The 22,376-nt window shown below is 73.0% G+C and carries 17 protein-coding genes and 1 tRNA gene; 7 read left to right on the forward strand and 11 right to left on the reverse strand.

Annotated features, from left to right (window positions below; genetic code table 11):
* Positions 1–99: 99 nt before the first annotated feature.
* Positions 100–174: transfer RNA gene (locus LXM90_RS09315), tRNA-Val, on the reverse strand.
* A gap of 258 nt (positions 175–432) precedes the next feature.
* Between LXM90_RS09315 and LXM90_RS09320 the strand changes: the two genes are divergently transcribed.
* Together LXM90_RS09320 and LXM90_RS09325 are read left to right on the forward strand one after the other, a co-directional pair.
* Complete coding sequence (locus tag LXM90_RS09320; RefSeq protein WP_234082982.1) at positions 433–774, forward strand: SelT/SelW/SelH family protein; 342 nt, start codon at positions 433–435, stop codon at positions 772–774.
* A gap of 55 nt (positions 775–829) precedes the next feature.
* Positions 830–3,046, forward strand: coding sequence for a sensor histidine kinase (locus tag LXM90_RS09325; RefSeq protein WP_020091974.1), 2,217 nt, complete (start codon positions 830–832; stop codon positions 3,044–3,046).
* Between the two features lie 24 nt (positions 3,047–3,070).
* Here the strand turns inward: LXM90_RS09325 and LXM90_RS09330 are convergent, their stop codons facing one another.
* Genes LXM90_RS09330 through LXM90_RS09365 form a run of 8 tightly spaced genes read right to left on the reverse strand, consistent with a single transcriptional unit; the run spans position 3,071 to position 14,379 of the window.
* Entirely contained in the window at positions 3,071–4,219 is a 1,149-nt protein-coding gene (locus LXM90_RS09330) for an ABC transporter permease (protein ID WP_234082465.1), read from the reverse strand.
* An 11-nt stretch (positions 4,220–4,230) separates the two neighbouring features.
* The gene (locus LXM90_RS09335; RefSeq protein WP_020091976.1) at positions 4,231–5,247 is read right to left on the reverse strand and encodes an ABC transporter permease; all 1,017 of its coding nucleotides are present in this window, start codon (positions 5,245–5,247) and stop codon (positions 4,231–4,233) included.
* Entirely contained in the window at positions 5,244–7,211 is a 1,968-nt protein-coding gene (locus LXM90_RS09340) for an ABC transporter substrate-binding protein (RefSeq protein ID WP_020091977.1), read from the reverse strand. The genes LXM90_RS09335 and LXM90_RS09340 overlap by 4 nt, the downstream gene beginning before the upstream one ends.
* The gene (locus LXM90_RS09345) at positions 7,208–8,074 is read right to left on the reverse strand and encodes a hypothetical protein (RefSeq protein WP_020091978.1); all 867 of its coding nucleotides are present in this window, start codon (positions 8,072–8,074) and stop codon (positions 7,208–7,210) included. The genes LXM90_RS09340 and LXM90_RS09345 overlap by 4 nt, the downstream gene beginning before the upstream one ends.
* A complete protein-coding gene (locus LXM90_RS09350; RefSeq protein ID WP_234082467.1) occupies positions 8,074–9,915 on the reverse strand; it encodes an ABC transporter ATP-binding protein in 1,842 nt (613 codons plus the stop codon). The genes LXM90_RS09345 and LXM90_RS09350 overlap by 1 nt, the downstream gene beginning before the upstream one ends.
* The gene (locus LXM90_RS09355) at positions 9,912–11,864 is read right to left on the reverse strand and encodes a glycosyltransferase (protein ID WP_020091980.1); all 1,953 of its coding nucleotides are present in this window, start codon (positions 11,862–11,864) and stop codon (positions 9,912–9,914) included. The genes LXM90_RS09350 and LXM90_RS09355 overlap by 4 nt, the downstream gene beginning before the upstream one ends.
* The gene (locus LXM90_RS09360) at positions 11,852–13,132 is read right to left on the reverse strand and encodes a glycosyltransferase family 4 protein (protein ID WP_103984773.1); all 1,281 of its coding nucleotides are present in this window, start codon (positions 13,130–13,132) and stop codon (positions 11,852–11,854) included. The genes LXM90_RS09355 and LXM90_RS09360 overlap by 13 nt, the downstream gene beginning before the upstream one ends.
* Positions 13,129–14,379, reverse strand: a complete 1,251-nt coding sequence (locus LXM90_RS09365) for a glycosyltransferase family protein (RefSeq protein ID WP_020091982.1) — start codon at positions 14,377–14,379, stop codon at positions 13,129–13,131. The genes LXM90_RS09360 and LXM90_RS09365 overlap by 4 nt, the downstream gene beginning before the upstream one ends.
* A gap of 148 nt (positions 14,380–14,527) precedes the next feature.
* Between LXM90_RS09365 and LXM90_RS09370 the strand changes: the two genes are divergently transcribed.
* Positions 14,528–15,856 (forward strand): glycosyltransferase family 87 protein, encoded by a 1,329-nt coding sequence (locus tag LXM90_RS09370; RefSeq protein WP_020091983.1) that lies wholly within the window; start codon positions 14,528–14,530, stop codon positions 15,854–15,856.
* Here the strand turns inward: LXM90_RS09370 and LXM90_RS09375 are convergent.
* Complete coding sequence (locus LXM90_RS09375) at positions 15,816–16,676, reverse strand: carotenoid 1,2-hydratase (RefSeq protein WP_020091984.1); 861 nt, start codon at positions 16,674–16,676, stop codon at positions 15,816–15,818. The two genes, LXM90_RS09370 and LXM90_RS09375, sit on opposite strands and share 41 nt — an antisense overlap.
* The gene (crtD, locus tag LXM90_RS09380) at positions 16,673–18,208 is read right to left on the reverse strand and encodes a 1-hydroxycarotenoid 3,4-desaturase CrtD (protein ID WP_043712296.1); all 1,536 of its coding nucleotides are present in this window, start codon (positions 18,206–18,208) and stop codon (positions 16,673–16,675) included. Before crtD ends, LXM90_RS09375 begins: the two co-directional genes overlap by 4 nt.
* Before the next feature lie 106 nt (positions 18,209–18,314).
* Between crtD and LXM90_RS09385 the strand changes: the two genes are divergently transcribed.
* From LXM90_RS09385 to LXM90_RS09400, 4 genes are all read left to right on the forward strand, one after another.
* Positions 18,315–19,184 carry a polyprenyl synthetase family protein gene (locus LXM90_RS09385; protein ID WP_020091986.1) on the forward strand — a complete coding sequence of 290 codons (870 nt, stop codon included), beginning with the start codon at positions 18,315–18,317 and terminating at the stop codon, positions 19,182–19,184.
* A gap of 29 nt (positions 19,185–19,213) precedes the next feature.
* Positions 19,214–20,341, forward strand: a complete 1,128-nt coding sequence (locus LXM90_RS09390; protein ID WP_020091987.1) for a methyltransferase — start codon at positions 19,214–19,216, stop codon at positions 20,339–20,341.
* A 94-nt stretch (positions 20,342–20,435) separates the two neighbouring features.
* Positions 20,436–21,374 carry a chlorophyll synthesis pathway protein BchC gene (gene bchC / locus LXM90_RS09395; protein ID WP_020091988.1) on the forward strand — a complete coding sequence of 313 codons (939 nt, stop codon included), beginning with the start codon at positions 20,436–20,438 and terminating at the stop codon, positions 21,372–21,374.
* Positions 21,371–22,375, forward strand: coding sequence for a chlorophyllide a reductase iron protein subunit X (locus LXM90_RS09400; RefSeq protein ID WP_020091989.1), 1,005 nt, complete (start codon positions 21,371–21,373; stop codon positions 22,373–22,375). Before bchC ends, LXM90_RS09400 begins: the two co-directional genes overlap by 4 nt.
* Position 22,376 lies beyond the last annotated feature (1 nt).

A 22,376-nucleotide genomic window follows, 5' to 3' on the forward strand; every position in this document is an offset into this window, starting at 1 on the left:
GCTTATGCGTTCACCGATCGAGCGCCCTTAGCACGCGCTTTTCGGGTGGCAAACCGACGCGGGGAGCCGCGGGATCAGACCTTCGGGGGATAGGGATGATGGTGGACGGTGCAGGGATCGAACCTGCGACCTTTCCCGTGTGAAGGGAACGCACTACCGCTGTGCTAACCGTCCGTACCGGCGTGCTGCCTGAGCGCACGCCATCGCCGCTCGCCCGTGGGGGCGCCGCGACCCGGTGGCGGGCCTTCTAGAGCGCGGCGGGCCGCGACGTCAAGCGCGGCCGGCGATGTTGGCTGACAGCCGGACGAGCGTTCGAGCAGGCGTCCAGATACGCACCGCACTCGGCGGAGCGCCGCCGTCGCCGGCCCGGGGCACGCCGACGTGCGCGTGCGTGAGGTTGACAAGGGCGCCGGCCGGGTGCGCTGTGCGGGCATGCACGATGGGCCAGCGGGCGCGAAGCCCGGCAGCGACGTGACGGTGGAGGGCGCGGCGAGGCCAGGACGGCCGCGCGTCGCGATCACGTACTGCACCCAATGCAACTGGCTGCTGCGCTCCGCCTGGATGGCGCAGGAACTCCTCTCGACGTTTCGCGATGATCTGGGCGAGGTCGCCCTCGTCCCGGCCACGGGGGGCGCTTTCAACATCCAACTGGACGGGGTGCTCCTGTGGGAACGGGTGCGCGACGGCGGTTTCCCGGACGTGAAGGCGCTGAAGCAGCGCGTGCGCGACCACCTCGACCCGACACGCGATCTCGGTCATATCGACCGGTCATGAGGCGAGGGAACGGCGACGAGCCCGCGTGGCACCGCGGGCCGGGGACGGACCCCGCTTGAGTCCGGACCATCACGCCGAGGGCGCGGGCGTCCCCGCGGTGATTCCCGCGCGCCGTTCCTGGCTGTCGCGGCGGCTGCACCGCTTCGGGCGAAACGGCTTCTCGACCCAGGTCTACCTGATCGCGCTGGTGATCGCGCTGATCGGCCCCGGCCTGCTGTTCACCAGCATCCTGCTGATGCGCTACGCCTCCGCCGAGCGGGCACGGTTCGAGCAGGACGCCCGCGAGAACGTGCGCGGCATCGGCCTGTCCCTGGACCGCGACACCGCCGGTCTCGTGTCGGTGCTGCAGACTCTGGCGACCTCACCGCGGATCCGGCAGGGCGACTTCGAGGCGTTCGACGCCCAGGCGCGCCTCGTCCGCGAATCGATCGACCTGGACGTGCTCCTGCGCCGGCCCAACGGGCAGGAGATGGTGAATACCGGCGTGCCGCGCGGTGCGCCGATGCCGGTCGTGACGCTACCCTTCGACCAGGATCTGGCCCGCGGGACGCAGCGCGCCATGGTGAGCGGCTACGTGCCGGGCCCGACGCCGAGCGAGGCCACCTACGCGGTCGGCGTGCCCGTGATGGTCGACGGCGAGGTCGGCTATATCCTGAGCTTCACCGTCCCCCTGTCGCGCCTGCAGGGCATCCTGTCCCGGGAGGTCGTCCCGGGCTGGACGACGGGGATCAGCGACAGGTCGGGCATCGTCCTGGCGCGCCTGCCCGATCCCGAGGCGGTGGTCGGCAAGCAGCGCCTCGCCAGCCTCCGCCAGGTGCAGTCGTCGACGCCCGGGGTCTGGGAGGGCCAGGATCGCCAGCACAAGCCGGTGGTGGTGATCGAGGCGCGCTCGCGGCTCACCGGCTGGATGGTCGCGACCAGCATCCCGCAGGCCCTCGTCGACGCGCGGGTGCGGCGCTGGATCTGGGCCTTCGCGGGCTTCGGCCTGCTGGTGCTGGCCACCTCGTCGCTCCTGGCGGTGAACCTCTGGTCGCGGGTCTCGCGCCCCCTCCGGCTGCTGGCCGCTTCGGGGCCTGCCCTGGCCCGGGGCGAGGCGATCCCGCGCGTGTCGTCGCCGGTCCACGAGATCCAGCGGCTCGGCGTCGTGCTGTCGGAGGCGTCTCTCCGGCTGCGCACCCGGGAGGAGGAGCGCGACCGGGCGCTCGCCGAGACAAAGCGCGGTCTGAGCGCCCTGAGCGAGTCCGAGGCGCGCTTCCGGCACATGGCCGATTCGGCGCCGGCCCTGATCTGGATGACCGACGAGACCGGCGCGGTCAGCTTCGCCAACCTCCATTTCGAGCACCTGTTCGGGCTGCCGGCCGCACGGTTCAACGACGACGGCTGGCACCAGATCGTGCATCCCGACGACCTGAAGAATTTCCGCAGCGCCTTCACGGAGGCGTTCGAGGCCCGGATCCCGTTCCGCACGGAGGCGCGGGTGATCGACCGGACGGGCGCGGTGCGCTGGCTCCAGTGCGAGGGCGTGCCGCGGCTCGACGACGCCCAGAACTTCCTGGGCTACACCGGCTGCAACATCGACATCACCGACACGAAGAACGCCGAGGAGCACCTCCTGCTCCTGATCCACGAGTTGAACCACCGGGTGAAGAACACCCTGGCGACGGTGCAGTCGATCGCGGCCCAGTCGCTGCGCGGGCTGGAAGGCGCCGAGGCCGACGCGGCGCGCGCCGCCTTCGAGGCGCGCCTCCTCGCCCTGGCGCGGGTGCACGACGTGCTGACCCGGGAGAGCTGGGAGGGGGCGGAACTCTCAGCCGTCGTGGCGGACGCGATCCGGCCGCTGGAGGCCGGCGACGGCCGGGCCTCGCGGTTCCAGGTTCAGGGACCGGCCCTGCGGCTGCCGCCGCGGCTCGCGCTGTCCATCGCCATGGCCCTGCACGAGCTCGGCACGAACGCCGTGAAGTACGGCGCGCTCTCGACCGAGGGCGGCACGGTCGAGATCGCCTGGACGGTGCGGCGCCTGGACGAGATGCAGCTCTCGCTCCGCTGGTCCGAGCGCGGCGGCCCGCCGGTGAAGAAGCCGACGCGGACCGGATTCGGCTCGCGCCTGATCGAGCGCAGTCTGGCGCGCGAGCTCGCCGGCGAGGTGGTGCTGAGCTACGAGCCGACCGGCGTGGTGTGCACCATCGACGCCCCGGTGCCGCCGCCGGGCCTCCTCGAGCGCAAGGGCGTCGCCGCCCCGACGCGGATCGCGCCGCTGCCGCTCGCCGGGTAGGCCACACGGCGCGGCGCGCGCCCGTCAGTGGTACGGATCGGCAGCGTCGCGCAGGCCGTCGCCCATGAAGTTGAAGGCGAGCACCGTCACCAGCACGGGCAGGACCGGCAGGAGCAGCCAGGGGTAGAGCTGCACCGCCGCGAGATTCTGCGCCTCGTTGAGCAGCACGCCCCAGCTGGTCACCGGCGGTCTGAGTCCGAGGCCCAGGAACGACAGGGCGGTCTCGCCGAGGATCATGGTCGGGATCGACAGCGTCGCCGACGCGATCAGGTGGCTCATGAAGTTCGGGATCAGGTGGCGGCCGATCACCCGGGTCGGCGAGGCGCCCATCAGCTCGGCGGCCTGGACGAAATCCTCCTCCCGCAGCGCCAGGAGCTTGCCGCGCACCGCCCGCGCGAGCCCCGGCCAGTCGAGCAGGCCGAGGATCACCGTGATGCCGAAGAAGATCAGCAGCGGGCTCCAGTTCGGCGGCAGCGCCGCCGACAGGGCGAGCCAGAGCGGCAGCTCCGGCAGGGAGCGCACCACCTCGATCAGCCGCTGCACCCCGGCATCGACGAAGCCGCCGAAATAGCCCGCGATGCCGCCGAAGAAGAGCCCGAGCGCGAACGAGATGGCGACGCCCACGAGGCCGATGGTGAGGGAGATTCGGGCCCCGTAGATCATGCGCGAGAACAGGTCACGCCCGAGCTTGTCGGTGCCGAGGAGGAACAGCGTGCCGTTCTCCGGCGGGCAGACGAGGTGCAGGTCGGTGCGGACGAGCCCCAGCCAGTCGTAGCCGTCGCCCCGGCAGAGGAAGCGCAGCGGCTGCGGGGCGGCGGCGTCCACCTTGTAGTCCCGGCGGAACGTGTCGAGGTCGAGATGGGCCCGGTAGGGGTAGACGAACGGCCCGACGAAGCGGCCCTCGTGGAACAGGTGCACGCCCTGTGGCGGCGCGTAGAGGAAGTCGCCGTTGCGGCGGGCCTGTCCATAGGGCGCGAGCTGCTCGACGAACGGCACGGTCGCGTAGAGCGCGAGCAGGATCAGGGCCGAGGCCACGGCGAGGCGGTGGCGCAGGAACTTGCGGAGGATGAGCCGCCACGCGGAGGCCGTGGCGACCGGGCTCTCGGTCCGGGCCTCCGGCTCGAAGGGCGCCGGATCGACGAAGTGTCCGGATGCGGGCAGCGCGTCGGTCATCGCGGGGCGAGTCATCGCAGGCCCATGCGGATGCGCGGATCGAGCCAGACCAGGATCAGGTCCGAGATCAGCATGCCGACGAGGGTGAGGGCCGCGACGAACATCAGGATGAACCCGGCCATGAACTGGTCCTGGCTGCGCAGGGCCTCGAGAAGCAGCGGCCCGACGGTCGGCAGGCTGAGCACCAGGGAGACCAGCACCGACCCCGAGACGAGGTGCGGGAGCAGGTTGCCGATATCCGCGACGAACGGGTTGAGCGACATCCGGAACGGGTATTTCAGCAGCGCCTGCAGGGGCGGCAGGCCCTTGGCGCGGGCGGTCACCGTGTAGGGCTTGGCCAGCTCGTCGAGCAGGTTGGCGCGCATGCGCCGGATCATGGCCGCGGTGCCGCCGAGGCCGATCACCAGCGTCGGCACGATTAGGTGCGCCATGAGCGAGCGGACCTTCTCCCAGGTCCAGGGCTGGTTGGTGAGGGCCGAATCGTAGAGGCCGCCGATCGACAGCCCGAACCACCGGTTGGCGTAGAACAGCAGGATCAGGGCGAGCAGGAAGCCCGGCACCGCGAGGCCGACATAGCCCAGCAGGGTGACGACGGCGTCGCCGAGCGTGTTCCGGTGCGTCGCGGAGTAGATCGCCGCCGGGATCGCCACGAGGTGGACGAACACCACCGCCGTCAGGTTGATCAGCAGGGTCAGCCACAGGGCGTCGCCGACGACGTCCGCCACCGGCTTGTCGTACTCGAACGACCAGCCCCAGTCGCCCTGGAGCAGCCCGGAGAACCCGACCGATCCGGGCAGCACGCCGATCCACATCAGGTACTGCTGCCAGACCGGCCGATCGAGCCCGTACTGCTTGATGAGCAGCTCGGCCTTCGCCACGGAGCTCGCGTCGCCGGTGGCCCGCAGCTCCATGATCCGGTTGGTCAGGTAGTCGCCCGGCGGCAGCTTGATGATCACGAAGACGAGCGCCGAGATGACCAGCAGCGTCACCGCCATCGTGACGACGCGGCGGAGGATCTGGACGATCACCGGGCCTCCGCGCGCTTGTCGGCGCCGGTTTCAGTGCCCGTGTCCCAGAACAGCTCGTCGAGGCGCTGCACGCCGATCATCGCGGTGGGCTCCCAGGAATAGAGGGCGCGCTTCGGGAGGTTGATCAGGCGATCGGCGCCGACCACCGGCTGGAGCGCGCCCGCCACCGTGCCGATCACCCAGGTGTTGTGCGCGTGGTTCATCAGCATCTCGCGCCAGATCGCGGCCTGCCGGCCGGCATCGTCGGTGTGGCGCCACTCCCGGTCGAGCTCGATGAGGCGCTGGACCTCCGGTACGTCGCAGGGCTCGCCGCTCTTGCCGCGGCTCTCGACGTTCATGCTCCACAGCGGCCAGGAATAATGCTCCGGCTGGGCCGGACTCAGCTCGGTCGGGGGCATGATCGCGGTCGGGACGGCGAGGTCGAGGCCCTGGGCGGCGACCATGACGGTCACGCCCGCGATCGAGCGCCGGTGCAGGTTCGTGCGCTCCTGCGGCTTGGTGATCAGGCGGATCCCGACCTCGCGCCAGAACTCCGTGATGAGCAGCAGCGCGTCGAGGACCATCTCGGCCTCGCCGTCGCTCTCCACCACCAGTTCCAGGGCGCGACCGCCGGGGAGCAGCCGCGTGCCAGAACCGTCGCGGGCCGTCAGCCCGATCTCGTCCAGAAGCTTGGCGGCCCGGGCCGGGTCGTAGGCGGCGTTGAGGGTCCGCATCTCGGGCTCGAACAGCGCGCTCTCCGGCACGATCGTGTCGTTGCCCTCGGTGCCCAGGCCGAACAGGAGCGTGTTGTTGAGGGTGCGCCGATCGATGGCGAGCGACAAGGCGTGCCGGTAACGCACGTCGCGGTTGAGCTGCCGCCACGCCGGATCCGTCGTGGTCAGGTTCGGGTAGAGCGCGATCTCCGAGCCGCGGGCCACGGGCCACAGGTTGGTGCGGTAGCGATGCGCCGCCTCACCCTCCTTGAGGCTCGGGATGTCGGGCATCATCAGGCCGCGGAACATCAGGTCGGCCTCGCCGGCATTGGTCTTGGCGACCAGGAGGCCCTGCGAGGCCACGTCCATCACGATGGAATCGACGTAGGGGAGCTGCGTGCCGGCCGTGTCGACCCGGTGGTAGCTGCGGTTGCGCTCGAACCGGAACCGGGTGGCCGGCGAGCGGGTCCGCGGGACCCAGCCCTGCAGGGTCGGGCAGTCCGGGTTGTTGAGCTCGTAATTGTCGTCGAGGCGATTGTGCAGGGCCGCCCAGCTGCGGAGCTTCAGCGCCTTGGCCTTCGCGTCGGCCGCCTCCTTGCCGACGTAGCGGGCGTGGTACGGCTTGAGATAGTGCGACGGCCGGTAGATCAGCGGGTCGCGCGGCGCCGCCAGGGCCGGCAGGAACATCGGGTTCGGCCGGTCCCAGCTGTAGCGGACGGTGACCGGATCGAGGAATTCCACCTCCGGGAGCTTGCCGTCGACCCGGAAGAAGGCCGCGGGCCCGTCGGGGCTCAGGGCCTTCTCGTTGGCGACATCCTCCCAGTAGTAGCGGAAATCCTCCGCGGTGAACGGGTGCCCGTCCGACCAGCGGTGGCCCTGGCGGAGCGTGAACGTGAAGCGGCCGCCCTCGACGTCGACGCGCTCCAGCACGTCGGGCCGCAGGTTGAGGTCGGAATCGTAGCCGACGAGGCGGGTGTAGCCGTAGACCGACAGGTAGCGGACGTCCCGCGCCTTGGCGATCAGGGTGCGGATCGTGCCGCCCGCGCTGCCGAGGCGGCGTCCGTGGGCGGCGAGGTCGGCCACGTAGGGGGTGGTCGGCGGGCCAGGCGCGTCGGCCGGCGGGGTGTCGGCGAAGGCCCGCGACGGCGCGCGCGACCAGATCAGGCTGGCGCCGAGCCCGGCGAGCAGGGCGCGGCGGGACACGGTGCTGTCGTTCCCGCCCCGCAGCGGGAGAGCGGACGGGGTGCCGTCCTGAATGTCCCAGGCCTTCATGAGCTGCCCCGCAACGTCACGGAGGTGAGCCGGGCGGGCGAGTAGCCGGTCGCCCTGTGCAGGTCGTCGAAGGCGTGGGACCGGGCGATCAACCCGGCGGCCTGCCGCACCAGGGCGTCGTCGGCCGGCTGCTCGAAATGGCGGCCGTTCCGCGTCCACCGGATCGGCTCCGGGTTGCGCTCGGGCCCGGTGATCATCGCGATGGTCGGGTGCGCGGGGCCGCCATGGGCGTGGATCCGGTGCCCGGCCGCGTCGTCGTCGAACAGCAGCCGGGTCAGACCGCGCGCCCGCGCCTCCACGACCCGCCGGCCCTGGGCGACGTGGTCGTCGAAGAACGCCACCGTCCGCGCCGGGTCGAGCATGGACCAGTCGGCGGTCGACCAATCCGCCGTGCTGTAGCGGGCCTGCCGGTCGCGGTACTGCAGGCCCGACAGGTCCGGATCGTGGCAGAAGATCTGCGCCTGCGGGCGGGCCTGCCGGATCACCCAGGTCGTGAGCCCGCGGAACACGCCCGATTCGATCACGAAGTCGGGCTTCAGCGCCCGCATGGCGACGTAGAGCTGCAGCGCGCCGTTGAAGCCGCTGCCGCCGCGCCGCTGCCGGACGGGGGCGGTGGGTATCAGCGCCCAGAACGCCCGGACCTGCTCCAGCACGTCGCCGTCGGGGACGAGGCCGGCGGCGGCGAGATCGCGTTCCAGGATGGCGGCGGCCGATTCGAGCAGGGTGGCGACTTCCCGCGGCGAGGTCGGCCGGTGGGTCCAGTCGGGGGCGGCCGGTACGAGGTCGTAGCCCAGGCGGTCGAAGAACGGCGACAGCACCTTGCGGCGCAGGCGCTCCAGCATCACGGGCGGCCGGGCCTGCATCACGCGGCCTCCGCACTGTGGGCGGCGCTGAAGCGCACCCGGTGTCCGGTCTCGACCGGGCGCATCGCCCCGGCCTCGTCGGGGGCCAAGCGGAACGGCTCCTCCCAGCGGGTCGGGTCATTGCGGTCGGAGGCGACGGCCGCGAAGTCGAGGGGATGGTCCAGGCTCGGATCGGGCACGGCGGCGAGCAGCGCCCGCGTGTAGGGATGGACGGGCCGGCGGAACAGGGCCGCGCGGGGCGCCTCCTCGACGATGCGGCCCCGGCACATCACGCTGATCGTGTCCGCCATGTAGTCGATCACTGCCAGATTGTGGGAAACGATGAGGTAGGAGAGGCCCAGGGCGGCCTGGAGATCCTTGAGCAGGTTCAGGATCTGCGCCTGGACCGAGACGTCGAGGGCCGAGACCGGCTCGTCGAGCACCAGCAGCCGCGGCTTCGGGGCGAGCGCCCGGGCGATCCCGATGCGCTGCCGCTGCCCGCCCGAGAAGGCGTGCGGGTACCGGCCGAGACCGCTGGGCTCCAGGCCGACCATCGCCATAAGGGCGCGGCAGCGCTCCCGCCGCTCCGCCGCCGGGACGCCGTGGATCTCCATCGGCTCCGACAGGATCTGCCGGACGGTCATGCGCGGATCGAGGGACGCGTAGGGGTCCTGGAACACGAACTGGACCGTGCGGCGATAGGCGAAGAGGGCGTCGCCGCTCAGGCCGTGGACGTCCCGCGGGCCGCTGCCGTCGTCGAACAGGATCCGCCCGGAATCCGGCCGGAGCGCCCGCATGATCATCTTCGAGACCGTGGTCTTGCCCGACCCGGACTCGCCGACGAGCCCCAGCGTCTGGCCCGCCGCCAAACTCAAGGAGGCGTCGGACACGGCGTGGACGATCCGCGGCTTCTGCCACAGCCGACCGGCGCGCAGCGTGAAGCTCTTGCTCACCCCCTCCACCTGCAGGATCGGCCCGGCCAGGGGCGCGGGCGCCTGGCCGGGCGGGATCTCGGCCTTGGCCGGGCGGATCGGCGTGAGCCGCTCGCCGGGCGCCATGTCGAAGCGCGGCACCGCGTGGAGGAGCGCGCGGAGATAGGCGTGGCCCGGCGCGCGCATCACCGTGTCGCGCGGGCCCGCCTCGACGAGGCGTCCGCGATAGAGGACGGCGACGTCGTGGGCGATGTTGGCGACCACGCCGAGGTCGTGGGTGATCAGCAGGATCGCCATCCCGGTCTCCTCCTGGAGCCGGGCCAGCAGGGCGAGGATCTGGGCCTGGGTGGTGACGTCGAGCGCGGTGGTCGGCTCGTCGGCGACGAGGAGGGCGGGTTTCAGGATCAGCGCCATGGCGATCATGGCGCGCTGGCGCAGGCCGCCGGACAACTCGAACGGGTAGGTCCGCAGGGCGCGGTGCGGGTCCGGGAAGCCGACCCGGGCCAGCGCCCCCTCGGTCCGGGCATCGGCCTCCTTGCGGTCGGCCCCGGTGTGGATGCGCAGCGCCTCGCCGATCTGGTCGCCCACCGTGTGGAGCGGTGACAGGCAGGTCATGGGCTCCTGGAAGATCATGGCGATGCGCTGGCCACGGATCGCCCGCATCGCCTCGCCCTCGGAGGGGAGCCGCGCGATGTCGGCCTCGACCTCGCCGTCCCGGAACAGGATCTGACCGCGGGTGATGGCGGCGGAGGGCGGCAGGATCCGCAGAATCGCCTGGGCGGTCACCGACTTGCCCGAACCGGACTCGCCGACCAGGGCGAGGGTGCGGCCGCGGTGAACGTCGAGGGACAGGCCGTGCAGCGCCTCGAACGGACCGCTCTCCGTGCGGAACGCGACCGCGAGGTCGCGGATGGACAATAGCGGGCTCAACCCGTCCTCGCGATCTGTGAGACCTGAGACTTAGATGCCGCCGGCCCCTTGTCCATCGCGGACGCGCCGAAGTGCGCCCGAACATCCACGACCTGTATCGCCGGGTGCCGCAGGAGGTTGGCCACGAGGGCGCCGGCGAAGTCCCAGACGGCCTCGTCGTGGACGCGGTGGTGCGTCAGCAGGCCGAGCGGCCGCTCCGGCGCGCCCGCGATGTCGGCGGCGAGGCCGCGCAGCAGGGCTTCCGGATCGCGCAGGGACCGGCTGCCCCGCCAGTCGATCGGATCGAGGGTGGCATCGAGCCGGCGCAAACCCGGGATCGACGGGCCGGGCACGGCCGAGAGGCCGCGATAGCCGAGATCCGGCAGGGCGGCGGCGAGCTCCGGCGCGACGCGGTTCCACGGCGGTACGAAGACAGGCAGCAGCGAGCCTTCCGGCAGACGCTGCCGGGCGATCCGGAGACCGGCAGCGGCGTCGGCGACCAGGGTTTCGAGCGGGCGGTGCGCGCCGAACTCGGCCCGCTTCTCGCCCGGCGGGGCGTGGTTGTGGTGGGCGAGGCCGTGGACGGCGACGGATACACCGGCAGCCGCTTCGAGCCGCCGCGGCAGCGAGGCGTCGATGCCGGCCGGGATCGCGGCGAGGAGCAGCGGGACGCCGTGGTGCTCGGCGAGACCGATGAGGCGGTCGAGGTCCGGACCGCCCGCGACCGCGTCGTCGTCGCGCCAGAACAGCGGCACGCGCAGGCCCCGCGCCGCGACGGCGTCGAGAGCACGGCGGAGAGCGTCGAGGGCCGGCTCGGCCGGCTTAGCCCGGACGGGGCGCGATCGCTCGCCCCCGCGGAGGGATTCGACCAGCGCGACCGTGCGCGCTGCGCCGTCCCGATCGATCCCGGGATCGCCGGGCGCGGGGAGGACGCCCCGCGACGCGATGGCCTCCACCAGGGTCCCGGGCGTCAGCTCCGATTCCGGCAGCACCCGGGCGAGTCCCCGGGTGGCGAGGCGCTCGGCGCGCAGGCGCTGCTCGGTCTCGCCGCCGGCCTCGAAGGGCACGAGGACAGCGGGTGTGCCGGTGGCGAGGAGATCGACGGCCGTGTTGTAGCCGCACTGGCTGACCGACAGGGCGGCGCCGGCCAGGAGCGCGCGATAGTCCGGCTGGGCGCGACCGAGGATGCCGGGCGCGAGACCGTGACCGATCTCGGACAGCTCGGCCTCGGGGACGCCGTGGCCGGCCAGGATCCGCCAGCCGAGATCCGGCCGAAGCCGGGCCGCGCCTGCGGCCGCGCGCAGCAGGACCAGCCCGGCCGGTCCGGATCCGGCGGCGACCACCACGCCGGAGCGGCGCGAGGCCGGCGCGGGCACGGTCCCCTCGTCCACGTAGCCGGTGTAACGCACCTTCGCGGCGGTGGCCGCGTCGAGGGGCCACGAGGCCTCGAGAGGGATCAGGGCCGGGTCGCCGTGCACCAGCACGGCGTCGTAGAGGTCCGCCACACGCGCGTGCGCCTGGGCGATCCGCTCCGGCTTGGTCGAGGCCACGAGGACGTCGCGCACGGAGGCGAGGACGAGCGGGCGCGGGCGCCGGGCGCGGGCCGCGTCCACCAGGGCGAGGAACTCGGCCGCCAGGGCGCGCCGGCCGAACGGGAACAGCTCGGTGATCACCGCGTCAGGCTCGAAGGCCGCCAGGGTATCGACCATCAGGGCTCGGCGGCGTTCGAGGAGCGCCGGCCCGGCCGGGCCTCCGTCGGGGTCCAGCAGCGTCGAGAAGTCCGTGCCGGCGATCCGGAGCGGCGGCAGCTGCACGCGGCGCAACCCGTCCTGTCGGACCATCGGTGCCGGGACGCCGCCCGAGACCAGCATCGTCTCGTGGCCGGCCGCCGCGAAGGCGCGGGCGATGGCGGCCGCGCGGGTGAGGTGCCCCGCGCCGAGCAGATGCGTGACCGCGATCAGGACGCGCACGCGGACAACTCCGATTCGCGGGCGACCGCGCCCTGCGGCAGACCCGCGGACGCGCGCAGCCGGCCGGCGATCAGCGCGATCGCCGCTTCCTCGGAGAAGTCCTGCACGAGCCGGGCCAGGGCCGCCGCGCCGAGCCGCTGACGGAGGCCCGGATCGCCCGCGAGACGGACCAGGGCCTCGGCCAGCGCCGCCGGCTCGCCGGGCGGCGTCAGGACGCCGTGGACACCGTCGGTGATGAATTCCGGCGTGCCGGCGAAGGCGGTCGCCAGGATCGGGAGCGCTTGGCTCGCGGCCTCCATCAGCACGTTCGGCAGGCCGTCGCGGTCGCCGCCAGGGGCGGGCTTCGTCGGCAGGACGAAGAGGTCCGCCGCGCGCATGGCCTCAATCACCGCGGGCTGCGCCAGGGCGCCGCGGAAGCGGACCCGCTCCGCCAGGCCGCAGGCAGCGACCCGGGCCTCCAGGGCTTCGCGCCGCTCGCCACTGCCGATCAGGTCGAGCCACCAGTGCAGGTGCGCGGGCAGGGCGGCGAGGGCGTCGATGAGGTCGTCGTGCCCCTTCTTGGCGACGAGCCGGCCGACACAGAGGAGCCGGAGGGGGCGGTCCGGGTCCGTCCCGTCGCGCGGCTCGCGCGGCGGCGGCGCGTCGGGGAACCGGGCGAGATCGAGCCCGTGATAGGCGAGGAGCGTCCGGCCCGGGGCGAGGCTGTCGAGCCGGGCGAGGCCGTCACGGGTGCAGGTCACGCCCCATTCGGCGTCGCGCAGCTTCTCGGCCAGTTCCCAGTCGGGCGTGGTCCAGATGTCCTTGGCATGCGCCGAGAAGCTCCACCGGCGCCCGGTCAGGAGCGCGGCGTAGCGGGCGACGCTGGCCGGCGTGTGCAGGAAGTGCACGTGGATATGGGCGACCTCGGCCGGCAATTCCCGGGCGAGGACCAGGGCCTGCCCGAGGCGCCGCAGCCGCGACGCCGTCGGGTCGCGCCGGAGATCGCGGGCGAACAGCGCCAGGAGCGCGGGCAGGTTCGGCCGCCGGAGCGCGGCGCCGACGCCCCGGGACACCCGCAGCGGCGCGTCGCGCAGGTACTCGGGCAGGTAGGCGGCCTCCGCGCGGATCTGCGCGTGCATCGGATGGCGGGCCCGATCGGTCGGGCGCCGGAGGGACCAGATCTCGAGAGCCAGGCCGCACCGTTCCAGCGCCAGCAACTCCTGCGCGATGAAGGTCTCGGAGAGCCGCGGATAGCCCTTCAGCACCACGGCGACCCGTTTGGCGCTCACGAATAGGCCTGCAGGTACGGCCGGGCCGGGACGTTCGCGCCGCCGCGGGCGGTCAGCGCCCGGACGCGGCGCGCGACCGCGTCGAGGCCGTCCAGGAGACCCGGCACCAGAACCCGCGACGGCGGGTCCTGTCCCGGCAGGTCGCGGAGCGCCGCCGCCATGCGCCCGGGCGCCCGGCCTTCCGCCTCCATCAGCACCCGCGCGAGGCCGAGCCGCTCGGCCGCCAGCGCCCGGATCGCCTGTTCCCGCCGCGGCTCGGTCCGGGGCACGAGGATCGCCCGGCGGTCGAAGGACAGGATCTCGCAGAACGTGTTGTAGCCCCCCATGGCGACGACGCCGGCGGCCTTGCGCATCAGGAACTCGATCTCGCTGTCGAAGGTGATGGCCGCGATCCGGTCGCCGAGGCGGCGGATGCGCGCCATGAACCCGTCGCGGATGCCGGCGTCGAGGAAGGGACCGAAGGCGATGAGCGCGGGCAGGGGGATCGCGGGATCGGCCTCGTAGGCGGCGATCACCCAGTCGATCAGGGCCGCCCCGTCGCCGCCGCCGCCCGGCGTCACCAGGATGAAGGGGCCGTTCGCGATCGGGGGCTCCTCGCGGCCGGCGCGGCGCTCCGGGAGGTCGCGGCGGAGATAGCCGGTGTAGATCAGGCGCCCGTCGATGCGGGCGGCCATCTCGGGCTCCATCGGCAGCGCCGCCAGGGGCTCGTGGATCCGGCTCAGCCCGTACACCCAGATCTCGTCGTAGAAGCGCGCCATCGTCTCGGCCGCGCCCTTGCGCTCCCATTCGGGGACGAGGCGGTCGGCGTCGTCGAGGACGTCGCGCAGGCCCAGGACGAGGCGGATGTCGCGGGCCGCGGCCTTCTCCAGCACCGGCAGCAACTCGCCGTGGAAGCCGGCCGGTTCCTTGTCGACGATGATCAGGTCGGGTCGGAAGGCGTCGCAGGCCTGGGCGATGATCGCGGAACGCTGCGCGACGGTGCGCGCCAGCGGGGTCGCGCCGTCGAGGCTGGCATAGCCGCCGTCGGCGAACTTGGTCACCGGCGGCAGCCTGACCGTCCGGACGCCCGCGGCGAAGGCGAAGCGGTCGACCACCGGGGAGCCCGAGACGATCATCGCCCGGGCGCCGCGGTTGCACGCCACGATCGCGTTGGCGATCGCCCGCGAGCGGCGCAGATGGCCGAGCCCGAAGGTATCGTGGCTGTAGATCAGGACGCGCGGGGCCGGAGACGCCTCGTCCAGTCGCATCGATGTGATCGCCCCGGTTTGACGGCGCGAGGATCGCAGCCGCCGCCCTCTTGCACAAGCCGGGCCGGGCCGCAAACACCCCTGTTAACGGGCCCGGAACCGCGCGCGCCTAGGCTGCTGCGGAATCCGGACGCGGAAATCCTCCGTCATGCCAGCGCCCATCGAGACCCGCGTGCCGGGCTCACCGACAGCACGCGCCGCCGCGCTCCGGTCGGATCTCGCGCATCTCCTGAGCAGCGATGACCGGCTGTTCGCCTTCGGCAGGCGGGCGGCCTGGGTGCTGCTGCCGCTCGGCCTCGCCATGGTCCTACTCGTCTACGGGACCGGCCCGGACCCGCGGCGCAACTGGTACGGCGACCCCCTCGGCAACGACTTCGTCCAGGTCTGGGTGGCGGGCCGCTCGGCGCTGGAGGGGCGGGGGGCGGACCCCTACGACCTGCCGGTGCACCTGGCGAACCTGAAGGCGGCCTGCGGGCAGGCGTGCCGGTTCGCGTGGCACTATCCCCCGGTGTTCCTCCTGCCGGCGGCCGCGATGGCACTGCTGGATCTGCAGCCGGCCTACCTGCTGTGGACCGCGCTCTCCCTCGCCCTGTTCGCGCTCGCGATGCGGGTCGCGGCCGGCCGGCGGGACGCGGCCCTCGTCGCGCTCGCGCACCCGCTCGTGCTCTGCAACCTCGTCTACGGCCAGAACGGCCTGTTCACCGCGTCGCTGCTCACCCTCGGCGCGGTGCTCGTCGATCGCCGACCGAGGCTCGCCGGGCTCTGCTTCGGCCTGCTGGCCTACAAGCCGCACTTCGCGGCGCTCGCCCCCCTGCTCCTGCTCGTGACGGGACGGCGCGCATGCCTGGCCGCCTGCGCGTCGACGGTGCTGGCCCTCTGCCTCGCGTCGCTGGCGCTGTTCGGGACGGCGCCCTGGACCGGCTTCCTCGGCACGCTCGGGGACACGAACCGGATCATCCTGCAGAACGCGGCGGCGAGCCTCAACCTCAACGCCAGCGCGTTCGGCGCGGTGCGCCTGCTCGACGGCTCGATGGCCGCCGCCTGGACGGCGCAGGGTCTCGTCGCCGTACTGGCGCTCGGCCTCGCCTGCCGCGCCTGGTCCCGGCCCACAGACCCGACGCTGCGCGCGGCCGCGCTCCTCGTCTCCGCGCCGCTGCTGTCACCGTACCTCCCAGTCTACGACCTGGCGCCCCTCGTGCCGGCCGTGCTCCTCCTGGCGCTCGCCGCGCACCGCGCGGGCGGCCTGCGGCCGCGCGAGCGGGCCCTGCTATGCGCGGTGCCGCTCTTCGCGGTCGTCCGGGAGGCGGCCGCGCTGACCGGCTTCCCCCTCGGCCTCGTGCTGAGCATGGCGACCTTCGCCTGCATCGCGGGGCGCGTCATGCCGCAAAGCGTCACCCCGAGCCGACGGCGATCCGGGACGGGGGGCGCCGAGGCCCTCACGGAGCCAGCGGCCGCGGGATCCGGAAGGGCAGCATGAGTCGCACCATCGGGTTGCGGAACCGGTCGAGCGACAGGCTCTCGTGCACGGCCCGGACCGGCTCGCCGCCCAGAGTCGAGGCGAGCAGCGAGCGGGCGTAGAACGGCGTGTCCTCGTAGGTCGCGAGCACCCGCGAGCGGCCGCCGTCGCTGCGGGTCTCGCGCGGCATCCGCCAGAAGCGCGTCGCCGGGAGCGCCGCGCCGGGCGGCGGCCGGATCTCGCGGCGGCTGCCGTCCGCGGAGAACCGGAGCGACAGGTTCTGGCCACCGCCGTCGCGGTGATGGACGTCGTAGAGGATCGCCGCGCCGTCCGGCAGGTCAGCCCGGCACCATGTCCACCGCGAGAAGGCGGCCTCCAGCGGTTCGTCGCCGTCGTTGGTGTCGAAGTAGCCGCTCCCGCTCCAGCGAAGGTCCGGCGCGTCGAAATCGACCTCGACCCGCGAGGACGGCGACATCGGCCACCAGCGGTGGCGCCCGGCCCGGTCGAGATGGAACGGGCCGCCCGTGAACCCGCGCGGCTCGAGACGCACGGTGCCGCGGATCCTCCGGGGCAGGGGCGCGCCGCGCTCGTCGATCCGCACCGTCAGCGCCGTGCCGTCCCAGTGCATGGCGCTGGGTCCGACGGCGATGTGGTCGGCGCTGCGCGACAGGCTGGTTGCGCGGCGCTCGGTCATGGCGAAGCGGCCGCGGTCGCCGTAGAGCACCACGTTCATGGCGCAGTGGGCGAAGGGGTCCTTCTCGGCGCTCCAGGCGTAGTAGGGCGAGAACACGCTGCCGATGAACGCGATGATCGTGAGGCCCTGGCGGCCGTCGTCGCTCACCGCATCGACGTACCACCACGCGTAGCCGCCCCGCGCGACCGCGCCATCGAATCGCGGTCGTCCAGGATCGCTGCCGCTGCCAGCCGCCCCGACTGCGCCGCCATCGGCACGCCCGGGCCGGGATGGATCGAGCCCCCCGCGAGATAGAGGCCCGGCACCGCCGTCCGCGCGCCCGCGCGCTTGAAGGTCGTCGCCCATCCCTGTGCCGCCCGACCGTAGAGGGCTCCGCCCGTCCCGGGGAAGAGGGCGTCGAAGTCCCGCGGCGTCGTCGTGACCGCCGACGACGTGAAGTCCAGGGTGAGCCCGCAGGCCTCCAGCCGGCGGATCAGGTTCCTCTCGCATCTCTCGATCTCCGGCGGCTGAAGGGGGCGCTCCCGGCCATCCGCCGGAGCGTTGACGAGCAGGAGCAGGCGTTCTGGCCCCCGCGGCGCGGCGCCCGCCGCGTCCCGGTCCTGGGCACAGACGTAGACGGTCGGGTCGTCGGGCAGGCGGCGGGCGCGCAGGAGCGCGTCGAACTCGGCCCGGTAGTCGCGCGAGAAGAACACCGTGTGGTGCGCCAGCGGGAAACCCGCCGGCACCGCCTCCGCGCAGAGCGTGACCGCGGAGAGCGAGCGCTCGCCGGGCGCGAGCCGCTCGCCGGCGGCGGCCGCATCGGGCCCGAGCAGCCCCGCCCCCAGGGCCGCGCAGTCCGCGTTGCAGACGACGTAGTCGGCGGCCACGGTCGTGCCGTCGCTCAGGCGCACGCCGGTGACGCGGCCGCCGTCCGCGAGGATTTGCGCGACCTCCGCGCCGTACCGGAAGGTCGCGCCGCGCTCCGCCGCCAGATCGGCCACCGCCCGCGCGAGGCCGCTGAGCCCTCCCGCGACGGTCCAGACGCCGGCCTGCTCCACGTGGGCGACGAGCATCAGCGTCGCCGGTGCCGTGAAGGGCGAGGCGCCGCAATAGGTGGCGTAGCGGCCGAACAGCTGGAGCAGCCGCGGGTCGCGAAAGTACGCCCCCAGCGCCGACCAGAGCGTCGTGAAGGGCTGGATTCGCCAGAGATCGCCGAGGCCCGAGAGCCCGACCCGCTGCGCGAGGCCGGCGGGACCCGTCCGGCCCTCGCGGATGAAGGGCCCTTCGAGGGTGCGGTAGACCTCGGCCGAGCGGGCGCAGAAGCGCCGGTAGCCGTCCGCCTCGCGCGGTCCCGCGAAGGCCGCGATCGCGTCCGCCGACGCGTCGATATCGGCGAAGAGGTCGAGACGCTCGTCCCGGCTCCAGGCGTGACGGGCGAGGAGCCTTGCCGGTGACAGGGCGACCCGGTCGCCGAGATCCGCCCCGCAGTCGGCGAACAGCTCCTCGAGAACCCAGCGCATCGTGAAGACGGTCGGACCGGCCTCGACGGCGCGGTCCCCGACCGGGACGGCGCGCATCTTCCCGCCGGGCTGCGGCGCGCGCTCGAGGATTGTCGTCTCGAAGCCGGCATGGGCGAGCCGCAGGGCGGCGGCGAGGCCACCGATCCCGGCACCGATCACGACGACGCGCTCCTGCGCCACGGCCGCTCCGAACTCCCCCACCACGGGATTGATCTCCCCTCCGCAAAGTGTCAATAAGAAATGACACCTGTTGCTGACAACCGCATACAACACGGGAGGCAACGATATGGAGTCCGGTCGGCGGATCGAGATGGCGCTGGATCGCGCCGTTGCGCACGCGGAGGCGCCCGGCGCCCCGCCCCTTCTGGCGGAGGCTCTCCGCTACGCGGTGTTTCCCGGGGGCCATCGGATCCGGCCGCGCCTGTGCCTCTCGGTGGCCCGCGCCTGCGGCGACGACGACCCGGCGGGGTCCGTGGCGGCCGCCGCCTCTATCGAGCTCCTGCACTGCGCCTCGCTGGTCCACGACGACCTGCCGTGCTTCGACGATGCGCCGATGCGGCGGCAGAAGCCCTCCGTCCACGTCGCCTTCGGCGAGCCGATCGCAGTCCTGACCGGCGACGCCCTGATCGTCCTCGCCTTCGAGACCCTCGCGCGGTCCGTCGGGCCTTATCCGGCGCGCCTCGGGCGCCTCGTCGGACTCCTCGGCCGCGCCGCGGGGTCGCCGTCCGGCATCGCGGCCGGGCAGGCCTGGGAATCGGAGGCGCATATCAGCCTCAGCGACTATCAGCAGGCGAAGACGGGCGCCCTGTTCGCCGCCGCCACCGTGGCCGGTGCCGCGGCGGCGGGGGCGGAGCCTGAACCCTGGCGCCGCCTCGGCGAGTGCCTCGGCGAGGCCTATCAGGTCGCCGACGACCTGCGCGACGTCGCCTGCCGGCAGGAGGAGATCGGCAAGCCCGCCGGGCGCGACGCGACGCTGGGCCGCCCCAACGCCGCCGCCCTGCTGGGTACCGGCGGCGCGATGGAGCGCTTGTCCCGGCTGACCCGCGAGGCGATCGCGGCGATCCCGCCCTGTCCGGGCGTGGCCGCGCTCACCGCCGAGATCGAGGCGCAGGCGCGGCTGTTCCTGCCCGCGAGCCTGCGCGCGGTGGCGGTCTGAGCGCCGGATCGCTCCCCGGAACCGGCACGGTGCCGCCCGTTCCGCCCGCGTGGGCGGACAGGTGGCTCGCGTGGCGCAACCGCCTCGTCGCCAGCCCCCGGTTCCAGCGCTGGGCGGCGGGTTTTCCGCTGACGCGCCGCATCGCGCAGCGCAACACGCGCGCGCTGTTCGACCTCTGTGCCGGCTTCGTCTACGCGCAGGTCCTGACCGCCTGCATCCGCCTCGACCTGTTCGCGATCCTCGCGGATGGCCCGCAGACGGTCGACGCGCTGGCGCGGCGGCTCGACCTCACGCCCGACGCGGCACGACGCCTGCTGCGCGCCGCCGAGTCCCTCGGTCTGCTGCGCGCCCTGTCGAATGACCGATTCGGGATTGCCGACCTGGGCGCGGCCCTGGTCGGCAATCCCGGCATCGCCGCCATGATCGAGCATCACGCGCTGCTCTACGCGGATCTCGCGGATCCGGTCGCCCTGCTGCGCGGACAGGCCCAGCCGACCCGCCTCGCGGGCTACTGGCCCTACGCGGCCGGGGCGACGGGCGACGCGCGCACGGTGGCTCCCTACAGCGGCCTGATGGGTGCCTCGCAGGCGCTGATCGCCGAGGATGTGCTCGACGCCTGCGACCTGTCGCGCGTCCGGCACCTCATGGATGTCGGCGGCGGCGAGGGCGCCTTCCTGCAGGCCGTGGCGGCGCGGCACGCCGGCCCCCGCATGACCCTGTTCGACCTGCCGGCCGTCGCCGACCGCGCCCGAGCGCGCCTCGACCAATCGGGCCTCGGCGACAGGATCGCCTGCCGCGGAGGCGACTTCCACGGCGGGCTGCCCGCGGGCGCCGACACGATCACCCTGGTGCGGATCGTCCACGATCACGACGACGCGCCGGCCCAGGCACTGCTGCGGGCGGCCTACGCGGCGCTGCCGCCGGGCGGCACGCTGCTCATCGCGGAGCCGATGGCCGGGACGCCCGGCGCGGAGCCGGTCGGCGACGCCTATTTCGGCTTCTACCTCCTGGCGATGGGCTCCGGCCGGCCGCGCCGGGCCGAGGAGCTGCGCGCGATGCTCGCGGCCGCAGGTTTCACCGCCACGCACGAGCATCCGACACGTCGCCCCCTGCTCGCGCGGGTGCTGAGAGCTCAAAAAACAGGCCCAGCCAAGTAAGTGTGACTTGACGCTGACCTGTGTCTATCTAGGATGACACATAGCGGCTTCGCACCAGAGAGAGTCGCAACGCAAAGGGTGGACACTTCCAGCCATGGACGCTCTGGCCGTCATTCTGGAAAACCCGGAGCACCTGTCGGTTCAGCGCCTGGCCCTGACGCCGCCCACTGACGCGGACGCGGTCGTGGCGGTGTCCTGGAGCGGGATCAGCACCGGCACCGAGCGCCTGCTCTGGTCGGGGCGGATGCCGCCCTTCCCGGGCATGGGCTACCCCCTGGTGCCGGGCTACGAATCCGTCGGGACGGTCGTGGAGGCGGATGCCGGCGCTTCGGTCCGGGTCGGCCAGACCGTCTACGTCCCGGGGGCCCGCTGCTTCGGCGCCGTTCGCGGCCTGTTCGGAGGCGCCGCGTCCCATCTGGTCGCACCGGCCGCCCGCCTCGTGCCGGTGGACGAGGCCCTCGGCGAGCAGGCCTGCCTCCTGGCCCTCGCGGCGACTGCCCATCGCGCCCTCGGGCGCCTCGCTCTCGGCGCGGCTCCGCTCATCGTCGGGCACGGCGTCCTCGGCCGGCTGCTCGCGCGGCTGACCCTGGCTGCGGGCGCCGCGCCCACCGTCTGGGAGACGGACCCCGTGCGCGCAGCCGGCGAGCACGGATACACCGTCGTCGCGCCCGACGCGGATCCCCGGCGCGACTACGCGACGATCACGGATGTCAGCGGCAACGCCGCCGGCCTCGACGACCTGATCGCCCGGCTCGCACCGGGGGGCGAGATCGTCCTCGCCGGGTTCTACGAGGCGCCCCTCAGCTTCGCTTTCCCGCCCGCGTTCATGCGCGAGGCCCGGATCCGGATCTCGGCCGAGTTCAGGCCCGAGGACACGGTGGCGGTGACGCGGATGATCGAGAGCGGCCGGCTCTCCCTCGACGGTCTGATTACCCACCGTGCCCCGGCGGCACAGGCCCAGGACGCCTACCGCACCGCGTTCGCGGATCCGGGCTGCCTGAAGATGATCCTCGACTGGAGGGACGCCGCGTGAACGTTCAGCTCAACAAGGCTGCCCTGTCCCAGGCGACTCAGCTCCGCGCCGAGGCCGCGATCGAGCCCGATGCCGTGTCCACCGCACCGGCGAAGAAAGAAACGCAGATCATCGCGATCTACGGCAAGGGCGGCATCGGCAAGTCGTTCACCCTCGCCAATCTCAGCTACATGATGGCCCAGCAGGGCAAGAAGGTCCTGCTGATCGGCTGCGACCCGAAGAGCGATACGACCTCGCTCCTCTTCGGCGGCAAGGCCTGCCCGACCATCATCGAGACGTCGACCAGGAAGAAGCTCGCGGGCGAGTCGGTCGCGATCGGCGACGTCTGCTTCAAGCGCGACGGCGTCTACGCAATGGAGCTCGGCGGTCCCGAAGTCGGGCGCGGCTGCGGCGGCCGCGGGATCATCCACGGCTTCGAGCTTCTGGAGAAGCTGGGCTTCCACGAGTGGGGCTTCGACTTCGTCCTCCTCGACTTCCTCGGCGACGTGGTCTGCGGGGGCTTCGGCCTGCCGATCGCCCGGGACATGTGCCAGAAGGTCATCGTCGTCGGCTCGAACGACCTGCAGTCGCTCTACGTCGCCAACAACGTCTGCTCGGCGGTGGAGTATTTCCGCAAGCTCGGGGGCAATGTCGGCGTCGGCGGACTCGTGATCAACAAGGACGACGGCACCGGCGAGGCCCAGGCCTTCGCGGAGGCGGCCGGCATCCCGGTCCTGGCCTCGATCCCGGCCGACGAGGACATCCGCCGCAAGAGCGCGAATTACGAGATCATCGGCAAGCCGGACGGGCGCTGGGGCACCCTGTTCGCGGACCTCGCCGCCAATGTCGCGGAGGCCGCGCCGCACCGCCCGACGCCGCTCTCGCAGGACGGGCTGCTCGGCCTGTTCTCCAGCGAGACCACCGGCCGCGACGTCGTGCTGGTTCCGGCGACCCACGAGGACATGTGCGGCGTCGCCCACGTGTCCAAGCCGTCCCTCGAAGTCGTGTACGACGAGGTCTGAC

It is taken from the genome of Methylobacterium oryzae, from assembly GCF_021398735.1.
Classification (GTDB): domain Bacteria; phylum Pseudomonadota; class Alphaproteobacteria; order Rhizobiales; family Beijerinckiaceae; genus Methylobacterium.

Excerpts from the sequence above, each read along its gene's own strand:
- LXM90_RS09370 (WP_020091983.1), top strand. The coding sequence starts at position 14,528 with ATGCCAGCGCCCATCGAGACCCGCGTGCCGGGCTCACCGACAGCACGC.
- LXM90_RS09345 (WP_020091978.1), bottom strand. The coding sequence starts at position 8,074 with ATGCAGGCCCGGCCGCCCGTGATGCTGGAGCGCCTGCGCCGCAAGGTG.
- LXM90_RS09365 (WP_020091982.1), bottom strand. The coding sequence starts at position 14,379 with ATGCGACTGGACGAGGCGTCTCCGGCCCCGCGCGTCCTGATCTACAGC.
- LXM90_RS09330 (WP_234082465.1), bottom strand. The coding sequence starts at position 4,219 with ATGACCGACGCGCTGCCCGCATCCGGACACTTCGTCGATCCGGCGCCC.
- LXM90_RS09385 (WP_020091986.1), top strand. The coding sequence starts at position 18,315 with ATGGAGTCCGGTCGGCGGATCGAGATGGCGCTGGATCGCGCCGTTGCG.
- LXM90_RS09340 (WP_020091977.1), bottom strand. The coding sequence starts at position 7,211 with ATGAAGGCCTGGGACATTCAGGACGGCACCCCGTCCGCTCTCCCGCTG.
- bchC (WP_020091988.1), top strand. The coding sequence starts at position 20,436 with ATGGACGCTCTGGCCGTCATTCTGGAAAACCCGGAGCACCTGTCGGTT.
- LXM90_RS09320 (WP_234082982.1), top strand. The coding sequence starts at position 433 with ATGCACGATGGGCCAGCGGGCGCGAAGCCCGGCAGCGACGTGACGGTG.